Annotated in this window: 6 protein-coding genes; all 6 read left to right on the forward strand. The window is 30.9% G+C overall.

The window, feature by feature from the left end; translation table 11 throughout:
* Positions 1-93: 93 nt before the first annotated feature.
* The 6 genes from MKD41_RS09505 (at position 94) to MKD41_RS09530 (ending at position 12,034) form a co-directional block, all read left to right on the forward strand.
* Positions 94-1,473: a SusF/SusE family outer membrane protein gene (locus tag MKD41_RS09505; RefSeq protein ID WP_240242060.1), complete on the forward strand. Its 1,380-nt coding sequence runs from the start codon at positions 94-96 to the stop codon at positions 1,471-1,473.
* Positions 1,474-1,559: 86 nt separating this feature from the next.
* A complete protein-coding gene (locus tag MKD41_RS09510; RefSeq protein WP_240242061.1) occupies positions 1,560-4,595 on the forward strand; it encodes a SusC/RagA family TonB-linked outer membrane protein in 3,036 nt (1,011 codons plus the stop codon).
* A gap of 17 nt (positions 4,596-4,612) precedes the next feature.
* A complete protein-coding gene (locus tag MKD41_RS09515; RefSeq protein WP_240242062.1) occupies positions 4,613-6,121 on the forward strand; it encodes a RagB/SusD family nutrient uptake outer membrane protein in 1,509 nt (502 codons plus the stop codon).
* 161 nt (positions 6,122-6,282) lie between these two features.
* Positions 6,283-7,881: a glycoside hydrolase gene (locus MKD41_RS09520; protein WP_240242063.1), complete on the forward strand. Its 1,599-nt coding sequence runs from the start codon at positions 6,283-6,285 to the stop codon at positions 7,879-7,881.
* Between the two features lie 126 nt (positions 7,882-8,007).
* On the forward strand, positions 8,008-11,190 hold the full coding sequence (locus tag MKD41_RS09525; RefSeq protein ID WP_240242064.1) for a glycoside hydrolase family 2 TIM barrel-domain containing protein: 3,183 nt from the start codon (positions 8,008-8,010) through the stop codon (positions 11,188-11,190).
* A gap of 283 nt (positions 11,191-11,473) precedes the next feature.
* Positions 11,474-12,034, forward strand: coding sequence for an RNA polymerase sigma factor (locus MKD41_RS09530; protein ID WP_240242065.1), 561 nt, complete (start codon positions 11,474-11,476; stop codon positions 12,032-12,034).
* Position 12,035 lies beyond the last annotated feature (1 nt).

Raw genomic sequence — 12,035 nt, forward strand, 5'->3', positions numbered from 1 at the left:
TAGCACCTTATATTTGAGCAAATTTTACACCTTATTCAAGCTATACTATCGGTAATTTTATCCTATTAAATTTCTAAACCAAAATTTTTAAAAATGACTAGTAAACTATTTTTTCGGATAATTTTATCCACAGTATTATTTTCATTTTTTATTTTTACATCATGCGATGATGATGACGAAATAAATGATGCTACAAACCCTAACATTTCTAATTTAACAACAGCTATTAGTTCAGCTCCCGGATTAGAATTTGTTTTTGAAGGAACCATTTCTGATGATAATGGTATAGAAAATATAAACATTAACTACGATAATTGGTACCTAGATAAATATATTACTTTTGACAACCCTCTAAAAGAGTATAACTTAAATTATAAGTTTTTAGTGCCTGCTGAAGAACAAGCAAACAGTTCTCACACCTTAAAAATTTCAGCTACAGATGTAGGAGGAAACGTAAGCACTTATGATGTTGTTGTTACTTTAGATTACGACACTACTTTACCAGTAATAACATTTACATCGCCAATTAGTGGCACTTCTAGCACCGTTGGTGACCTAGTTGATTTAAATATAAATTTTTCTGATAATAAAGCACTTGACTCTGTTATTGTAATGAATGAAAGTTTAAACTATGAGGTTAAACTAAAAATGCCAGAAAACACTCTAAACTATAACTTTACAGATTCAATTGAAATACCTTTAACAGATATATCTGGGGCAATTGAGTTTACTGCTATCGGTATTGATAAAACTGGAAATACAAACGCAACTTATTCTACAGTTCTTGTTGGAGCAAAAGATGAAATATTTAATATGTATGCAGTTGGAGGTTCTACCTGGTATGGATGGGATCCTAGCAAAGCAACTGAAATGTGGAAAAACCCAGATAATAATGATTGGTTTGTTATAGAATATTACTACACAGTAGGTAATGGAATAAAATTTATAGGTCAATTAGATTGGGAACCTAACAATTGGGGAACTGATCCTAATGACAACTCTAAAATTATAAACTCACAAAGTAGTGGTACTATTGAATTTGCTGAAGATGGCTATTACCATGTAGAGTTTAATCCATATACATTAGAATATACCTATGAAAAAATGGAAGTAGACGTAGATGTTAAAGAAAACATGTACTTAATGGGTAATGGATTTGCTGGCTACGATTTAGATTGGAACCCTGCAGATGCTATTCCAATGGAAAAAGATAGCAACGGAAATCCTTATGTTTTTACAATCAATATTGAAATTACAGAAGATACTTCATTAAAATTTATTGGACAAACAGATGGTTGGGGACCATTTGATTGTGGCTTTGAAGTTGGTGGTGAAACAATAATACCCGTAAATTATGTTAAATGTAAATCTGGAGATGGGTCACAAGATTTAAAATTTAAAGATCAAGCGGGTACATACACCGTCACATTCGATTACTTTTTACTAAGAGCAACAATTCACGAATATAATTAAGTTTTAGTATTTATACCACGAAAAACAATTAGTGTTTTTCGTGGTATTCAAAAAAACAAACACACATTAAATTAAACCATAAATTTATGAAGCTAATGAGAACATTCACTTCTTTAATTTTGAGCATATTTTTACTTGTAGGAGGAACAATATTCGCTCAACAAAAACAAATAACCGGAACAGTAACTTCAAGTGGAGAACCAATGCCTGGTGTATCCATTTTAGTAAAAGGAACCTCTACTGGAGTTTCAACTGATTTTGATGGAAATTATACTATTTCTGCAAATAACACAGACACTTTAATCTTTTCGTATATAGGTTTTTTACCTCAAGAAATTGTTGTAGCAAACACATCAACTATAGATGTTGATTTAATTGCTAGTACAGAACAATTAGATGAAGTTGTATTAATTGGATACGGATCCGTAAAAAAGAAAGATTTAACAAGTGCCATTTCAACCGTAAAAGGTGAAGAACTCTCAAAAAGGGTTGTTTCCAACATTCAAGATGCCTTAGCTGGTCAATTACCAGGTGTTCAGGTTTCTTCAAGTGGTGGTAAACCAGGAGCTTCTTCTTCAATAACTATTCGTGGTATTTCAACACTTGGAGACAATACTCCTTTATATGTTGTAGATGATGTGCCTTTAGATGATATTAACTTTTTATCTCCTCAAGACATTGAAAGTGTTCAAGTTTTAAAAGATGCATCTGCGTCGGCTATTTTTGGTTCTAGAGCTTCAAATGGAGTTATAATAATTAGAACAAAACAAGCTAAAACAAATAAAGTAATTGTTTCTTTTGATGCATATACAGGTATACAGTCTGTAGCAAAAGATCCTAGTTTAGCAAACGCTACTGAATATGCTAAAATTTTAAATGCTGCAAGTTTAAATGATGGAGGTAGTTTAATTTATTCTGATCCTGAATCTTTAGGAAACGGCACTAATTGGTGGAATGAAATTACTCAAAACACACCAATCTATAACGCAAACTTATCAATTGCAAAAGCTACTGAAGATATTAAAATATCATCAAGTATTTCTTACCAAGATCAAGAAGGAATTATAAAAGGAAGTGACTTTAATAGAGTAACGGCACGTTTAAATACAGAATATAAATTAAACGATAAAGTTACAATTGGAGAAAACTTTACGTTTGCAAACTCAAAAACTAAAAATGGTCCAGATTTAGTTTGGAATGCACATAGATTAGAGCCTGTTACAAACCCATACTTAGCAGATTATGAAATAGACGGCTTAAATGAGTATAGTATTTTTTCGCCAACTATTACAGACGTACCAAATGCATTAGGACAATTAGCTAGATCTTATAACGATACTGAATACTCTAGAGCAGTTGGAAACTTCTATGTAAATTGGGAAGCAATTGAAGGTCTTACTTTTAAATCTCAATTTAGCGTTTATTATAGTTCTTGGGAAAATAATTGGTTTTCACCAAACTACTATATAGAAGAAAACGATAAGCTAGAAGTAAACTCTGTAGGAAGAACACACAATAACAAGCTAAATACAACTTGGAATAACACCGTTAATTACCAAAAAGAAATAGACGATCATAGCATTAACCTTTTAGGTGGTGTAATTTTAGAATCTCAAACAGAAAAAACATTAAGTGGTACAGGAGAAAATATTCCTAGTAACCATGAAGATTTAAGATATCTTGATGCAGCAACTGAAGGATTTTTTACCACTGGAAATAATGAAAAGTACAGTTTAATATCGTACATAGGACGTGGAAATTACTCTTACAAAAGTAAATATCTATTAACTGCAACTGTAAGAGCTGATGGATCAAGCCTTTTCCCTGACGGCAACAAATGGGGAGTATTCCCTTCAGTATCTGCTGCCTGGGTTACTTCTGATGAAGATTTTATGCAAAATGTATCTTGGATTAGTTCATTAAAAACTCGTGTAGGATGGGGACAAATTGGAAATGACAACAGAAATTCTATTCCAATTAACGCAAGGCTAACAACTATTGGTAATGAATACTATACTTTAGGAGATGACCAACAAGTTATATTAGGAACAGCACCTGCAAACGTAGGGAATCCATCTATTGAATGGGAAACTGTTGAAGATATGAACTTTGGTATTGACTTAGGTTTATTTAATAGTAGTTTAAATATAAATTTTGATATTTATAAAAGAACTACACACGATATGTTAATGGCAAAAAGTATTCCTGCTTACCTAGGTTCTGGTTACGATGCGCAATGGGCTAATATTGGTAGTTTCGAAACAAAAGGTGTTGATTTAGGTATTACTTATAAAAAACAAATCAATAAATTAAAAACTGCATTTACGCTAAACTTATCAAGTTATGATGCAACTGTAGTTGAATTAGCTGATGGAGAAGCTATTTGGAATGGAAATCACCAACGTTTAAATAGCTTAACTTATACTGCAGAAGGTCAAACTCCTGGATTATTTTATGGATTTGTAACTGATGGAATTTTTCAAAATGAAACAGAAATTAATAGCCATTCAGATAACGCTGGAAATATTATTCAACCATATGCACAACCAGGTGATTTTAGATTTAAAGATTTAAATGGTGATGGAACATTAGACGATGATGACAGACAAGTTATTGGAGACCCAACTCCAGATTTTTCATTCGGATTTAATATGCAATTTAACTACAACAATTTTGATTTAAACATTTTATTTACTGGTAAATACGGAAATGACATGTTAAACGCTTTAAACCCATATTTAATGAGTGGTAGTGGTACTTATAACTCATATGCTGGTTTATTAGATAAAGCATGGAGTGGTGAAGGTTCAACGAATTCTCAACCTCGTTTATCAAATGATGATCCAAATCAAAACTTTAGATATTCTGACTATTATATAGAAGATGGTTCATTTATTAGACTAACTAATTTACAATTAGGGTATAATTTAGACGACAGCATTATTGAAAGTTTAGGACTTACAAGAGCTAGAGTTTATATGAGTGGTGAAAACTTATTTACAGCTACTTCATTTAGTGGTTTAGATCCAGATATTAGTGGTTCTGCTACACAAAGTGGTATAGACTGGGGACACTATCCTTTACCAAGAACTATAAATGTTGGTGTTAACTTATCGTTTTAATTTTAAAAATGTACACAATGAAAATTATTAAACACATACTATTTATTTTTATCGGTTTGAACATCGTTTCTTGTTCAGACTATATTGATAACGAAATAACAGGAGAACAAAATTTAGATACATACTATTCTAACTATACCGAAAGCAACAAAGCTGTTTTAGGTTGTTATGCTTCTCTTAGCCCACAAGATTGGTGGCAAACAGACTTCTTTTGGTTAGTTGGTGATATTTGCTCTGACGATGCTTTTAAAGGAAACACAAACGAAGGAGACCAAAGAGATTTTGGAAATTTAGCAGATTTTAACATCACATCTTCAAACGAATGGTTAGATAGTAAATGGAGATATACCTACCAAGGAATTTTTAGAACTAACTTGGCAATTACAAGAATCCCTGAAGCGCCAATTGAAGAAGAAGAAATAAATGCACTTGTAGCTGAAGCTAAATTTTTACGTGCTGTTTTTTATTTTGAATTGGTAAAAAACTGGGGAGGAGTTCCATTATTAACCGAACCAATTTCTGTAAGTGAAGCTAATTTAGAAAGAGCTACTGAAGAAGAAGTTTGGGCACTAATTGAAAGTGATTTAAATGATGCTTTAGATTATTTACCATTAAAATCGCAACAAGCTTCTACAGATAAAGGAAGAGCTACTAAAGGAGCAGCAATTGCTTACTTAGCAAAAGCTGCTTTATATCAAAAAAACTATACAGAAGCTCAAAGTTTAGCCAATGAAGTAATTACTTCTGGAGAGTACAATTTAAACGATGCTTTTAAAGATGTTTGGAGCGTTGCAAACCCTAATGGAAGTGGTTCTATTTTTGAAATCCAAAACTCATACAGCGATCTTTATGATACTGGTAATGCCTTACCTGTTTTATCCCGTAGTAGAGCCGATGGTGGTTGGGGGTTTGGTACACCAAGTAGTAATTTAGATAACTTTATGGCTGGTGACCCTAGACGTGATTTTACAATTATTAAACAAGGTGATTATGTAAATGAAGAATATCCTTCATACGATACAAAACCTTCAGAAAATATGACTGGTAGAATTAACAGAAAATACTTTTTGAATTCTGAAGATCGTCCTGAAAAATCTGAACACAAAAGATCTCCTCTAAATCATATTTTATTTAGATATGCCGATTTATTATTAATGCACGCAGAAGCCGCTTATTATAATGGAGATGAAAATTCAGCTTTAATTTCTTTAAACAAAGTAAGAGCTAGAGTTGATTTAGATGATATATCAGCTACAGGACAAGGTTTATTAACTGCTATCTATAACGAAAGAAGAATGGAATTAGCAATGGAAGGTCATCGTTATTATGATTTAAAAAGAACAGATAGGTTAACAGAAGCTATGGCAGCATTTTCTAATTACAACTTAAACGAAAGTACAGATGAGTACGATGCTGGTAATGATGAAGGAAAATATTATAAAGCTGAAATTCATTCTTTATTTCCAATACCAATTTCAGAAATTAATTTGTCTCAAGGAAGAATAACACAAAATCCTGGATACTAAATATAAAGAAACCGTCTTAATAGACTAAAAACTCGTCATTCTGAATCAATCACAAAACAACATCAAAGTGTAATTCAGAATGACGAAAATTTTACTTTAAGACAAGTTCCTTAAAACAAAATAGATAAAACTATTATTTATAACACATTATACTAATAATAATGAAAAACAAGAAACTTTATAATGTATTAGCAATTTCATTATTGCTTGTATTAACTATTGCAGCCTGTTCCAACTCTAATGATGATGATACATCTGATAATGGTGGAGGTACAACATCTTCAGATTATTTAACCATTACGTTAAAACCTTCAACTGTTTACCAAACAATACACAGTTTTGGAGCATCAGATGCTTGGAGTACGCAATTTGTAGGTAAAAACTGGCCTTTAGAAAAAAGAAATCAAATTGCTGATTATTTATTTAGTTCTGAAACTGACAATACAGGGCAACCAAAGGGTATTGGTTTAAGCACTTGGCGTTTTAATATTGGTGCTGGTAGTGACGTACAAGCAAGTGATAGTGGTATAAGTGACGCATGGAGAAGAGCAGAATCATTTTTAACTTCAAACGGTTATAATTGGGATGCTCAAGAAGGCCAACGTTGGTTTTTACAAGCAGCAAAAGAAAGAGGTGTAAATGAGTTTACAGCATTTTCAAACAGTCCGCCAATTACACTTACAAAAAATGGAAAAGCACACTCTTCTGGCGGTTCTTCAGCAAACCTTGATGCTACTAATTATAGTAATTATGCCGATTTTTTAACAAATGTTATTGAAAATATTAGAGATAATGATGGTATTACTTTTAACTATATTTCTCCTTTTAATGAACCACAATGGGATTGGACAGGCGGACAAGAAGGTTCTCCTTGGTTAAATTCTGAAATAGCAGCAATTACTAGAATTTTAGATGCTAAAATTGAAAGTAAAAACTTAAACACTAAAATTGAAATTACAGAATCTGCTCAATTAAATTATTTATACGAAGATTCTAACAAAAGCGGAAGAGGTTCTCATATTCAAGAATTTTTCGATAGCAGCTCTTCTAACTATGTTGGAAACTTAAGTAATATTGCTAACAAAATTTGTGGGCATAGCTATTATACAACTTCAGGAAATACCACCTTAATTAATACCCGTCAAAATGTAAAAGATCAAGTTGAACAAACAGATAGTTCACTAGAATTTTGGATGTCGGAATATTGTCTTCTTGAAAACAATTCAGAAGTAGAAGGAAATGGAAGAGATTTAGGCATCGATCCTGCACTCTATTTAAGTAAAGTAATTCATACCGATTTAACTGTTGCAAATGCAAGTTCTTGGCAATGGTGGATTGCTTTAAGTCCTTATGATTATAAAGATGGATTGGTTTATATCGACAATGATAAATTTGATGGTGAAGTTTACGATTCTAAATTGCTTTGGGCTTTAGGAAACTATTCATACTTCATTAAAGAAGGGTATCAAAGAATCGATTTAAATAGATCTGATAATAAATCTATAGAACAATCTATTGATGGCTTATTGGTATCTGCTTACAAAAAACCAGACGACTCTAAATATGTTGTAGTATTTGTTAATCAACGAACAATTGAAATTCCAATCAATGTAAAAATTGATGGTAAATCTAATTATTCTGGTAAATTGTATCAAACTTCAGCAGAAGCATCCGATAATTTATCTCCAAAAGAAAGTATCGATAACTCTACTGTTTGGTCAATTCCTGCTAGAAGTATTGTAACAGTAGTTGTAGAATAATTAAACCTAAATATTAAATTAAAAAAAAGCTATAACAACAATTATTTTTTTCATTAAAAAACTTGAAAACATGAAAAAAATTGATATTATTAAAATGAAAATAATTAATCAATAATTTATTAAAAAATGAAACTAAAATACATTGCTATATTCTTAATACTACTGAGTTCGTGTAATAAGAATCATAAATATGCTGATGTCTCTTTTGAAGAACAAGAAATACCAGATTGGGAAAATCCAGCAGTTTTTGGAATAAATAAAGAACAACCTAGAGCCTATTTCATCCCTTATTTAAATAATGATGATGTAATAACAGATAAAGCTAAAAACTCTCCTTTTTATACTTCATTAAATGGAGAATGGGAATTTAATTTAGCAATAAAACCAGATGAAAGACCTTATTATTTCTTTAAAGAAGATTATGATACTTCAGACTGGAAAAGCATAAAAGTTCCTTCAAATTGGGAATTAGAAGGTTTTGATATACCAATTTACACCAATGTAAAATACCCACATGAAAAAACACCTCCTAAAATTCAAGACCATTATAACCCTGTAGGTTCATACCGTACTTATTTTAATATTGACAGTATAGATTCTAAAGAAGTATTTTTACATTTTGGAGCTGTAAGTTCTGCTATGTATGTTTGGGTAAACGGCGAAAAAGTTGGGTATAGCGAAGGCAGTAAAACACCTGCAGAATTTAACATTACAAAATACTTAAAAAAAGGTAAAAACCTTTTAGCTGTTGAAGTTTACAGATGGTCAGATGGTAGTTACTTAGAAGATCAAGATTTTTGGCGCTTAAGCGGTATTACAAGAGATGTTTATTTATTAGAAAGAAACAAAACTCATATTAAAGATTTTTGGTCTCAAGCAGATTTAGACGCTTCTTATAAAAATGGAATTTTTAATGTTGACATTGAGTTAGAAAATAAAACTAATGAAAATTATATTGTTGAAACTATTTTATTAGATAGCGACAAAAAAGAAGTTTATGCAGCATCAAAAAACATAGAAGATGGTAAAACTACTCTAAATTTTGAAAAAACCATTCCAAATGTTCATTTATGGAATGCAGAAAACCCTTACCTATACAATTTAATTATTCAATTAAAAACAGAAGATAGTACCTTAATAGAATCTGTGGGTACCGAAGTTGGATTTAGAAATGTAGTAGTAAAAAACGGACAACTTTTAGTAAATGGAAAAGCTATTTATGTAAAAGGTGTAAATCTTCATGAACATCACGACAGAAACGGTCATTATTTAGATGAAGAAACTATGATAAAAGATATTAAAACTATGAAAATGTTTAATATCAATGCCGTTAGAACGTCACATTATCCACAACCAGAATTATTCTACAAACTTTGTAATAAATATGGTTTATACTTGGTTGATGAAGCAAATATAGAATCACACGGTATGGGAGCTGAACATCAAGGTACTTTTGATACGATTCAACATGTTGCTTATCGCCCAGAATGGAATGAAGCTCATTTAGATAGAATAAAAAGGGCCATTGAAAGAGACAAAAACCATCCATCAGTTATAATTTGGTCAATGGGAAATGAATGTGGAAATGGACCTGTGTTTTTTGAAGCCTATGATTGGATAAAAAATAGAGATAAAACACGCTTAGTTTTATTTGAACAAGCTGGCTTAGAAAGAAACACAGATATTGTTGCGCCAATGTATGCAGGCATTAATAGATTGGAAAGTTATGCGAAAAACCACACAGACAGACCTTATATTTTATGCGAATATGCTCATGCAATGGGTAATAGCGTTGGAAACTTACAAGATTATTGGGGTATGATGAAAAAATATCCAGTTTTACAAGGTGGCTTTATTTGGGATTGGGTAGACCAAGGATTGGTTAAAACAACCGAAGATGGTGAAGAATATTGGGCTTATGGAGGTGATTTTGGATCTAAAGATGTTCCTTCTGATGGAAATTTCTGTTTAAACGGATTGGTAGATCCAGATAGAACACCTAAACCTGCTTTATATGAAGTAAAAAAAGTACACCAAAATATTCAATTTAAAGCAGTTGATTTAAAAAATGGTAAATTTGAAATTACGAACGAATTTGATTTCACAAATTTAAATGCTTATAACTTTTCTTACGAAATAATGTCTGAAGGAGAAGTTATAACAAAAGGAAAGCTTCCAACTTTAAATATTGAACCTACAAAATCTAAAATTGTTGAAATTAAATATCCAGAAATAATTAAATCTGAAGAAGTAATCTTAACAATTTCAGCAACAACTAAAGAAGAGAAAAATTTAGTTCCAAACAACCACGAAATTGCTTGGGAACAATTTAAAATAAATACTCCAAATACTACTTTTAAACTTGAACAAACATCTAAAGTAGTAATTGCTAATGATGATACTTCAATTAAAGTAAGCAGTAAAGAATGTAAAGTTATTTTTGACAAATCAACTGGTATAATGACAGAATTGTACTTTGAAGATACTACTAATATAATCCACGAAAACACAGGATTTACTCCTAATTTTTGGAGAGCACCAATAGATAACGACTTTGGAAATGATCTCCACAAAAGAAGTAAAGATTGGCGTTATGTAAGTAAACACAGAACACTTAAAAGTATAGACTCTAAAATGAATGGAGCCAATGCTATTGTAACAATAAAGTACGATTTAATTAACGAAGCTAATGAAAGTATGGGTACTTTCACCTCTAAATATAGTATAAATGGAAATGGTGAAATACAAGTTGATAATGAATTTATTAAAGCAAACACTAAATTACCAGATTTACCTAGAATTGGTTTAAACATAGTTTTAAACAACAATTTAAATCAAATTAAATGGTATGGAAGAGGTCCTTACGAAAGTTATTGGGATAGAAAATCAGGCGCAAAAATTGGTGTTTATGAAGGAAGTGTTGCCGATCAATATTGGGCTTATATTAGACCACAAGAAAATGGTAATAAATCAGATACACGTTGGGTTAGTTTAACTGATGAAACAGGCAAAGGAATTATTGTAAAAGGAATTCCTACAATAGATATTAGTGCACATCATAACATTATGGAAGATTTTGAATCTTTAGAACGTTCTGATGGAAGACACAGAGATGGAGACATTGTTAAAAATCGCCATACCACAGATGTTCGCCCAAGAGATTTAGTTTCTTTAAATATTGACTATAAACAAATGGGTGTTGGAGGCGATAATAGTTGGGGAGCACATACGCATCCAGAATATAAACTATTAGATAAAAAATACACGTATTCATTTATACTAAGTAGTACTGAAAACAAAAAACCTTAATACTTTTTTTATTACTACACTGTAAAAAGAGGCTGTTTAATTAAATATTAAACAGCCTCTTTTTTTTATTACAACCTTTCCTTCTAATTTTATTTCTAAAATAAAAACCAACAAAGTAAACTCTTCCCAAACATCTATGTAATTAAAAAACTACTTTTAATAGCTAATTTTAACTTATCCACTAACTAAACAATATATAAACGTAATAAACTAAACTTTACATTTAAATAATACAAAAGCACCTTAAAAAAATTAGTTTAGCCAATCTAACTAAACACTATAAATGTATTCTAACTTAGAACTTGCGAATCGTATTGCCAATTCTGACCAAACAGCATTTAATATATTATACAATAAGTTGTGGGAAAAATTATATGTATTTTCTCAATCTATTATTATGGATGAAGCTGAGGCAAAAGATATTCTACAAGAAGTTTGGATAGATTATTGGAATAGACGTAAAGAAATCTCTATAAAACACAATATTGAAGCATACCTCTACCAAGCAGTACGTTATAAAACCTATAATATTTTAAGGAATAAAAAGTTTAATACAATTCAATTAGAAGTGAGTTATGAACTTTCTGTAGACGCTTCAATAGAGTTAAATTATGATTTAGAAGAAACTCATCTACGATTAAATAACTATATATCTAAATTACCTTCTAGATGCCAAGAAATTTTCACTCTAAGTCGTAATGAAGGCTTGAGTAATAAAGAAATTGCAGACAAAATAGGCATCTCTATACGAACCGTAGAAAACCAAATTTCAATTGCACTTAATTCAATAAAAAAAAATATGGAGAAAGCAGTTCTCTTGCTTGTGCTTATCTTTAATCTTTAAA

The sequence above is a fragment of the Lutibacter sp. A64 genome (genome assembly GCF_022429565.1).
In the GTDB taxonomy this organism is placed as follows: domain Bacteria; phylum Bacteroidota; class Bacteroidia; order Flavobacteriales; family Flavobacteriaceae; genus Lutibacter.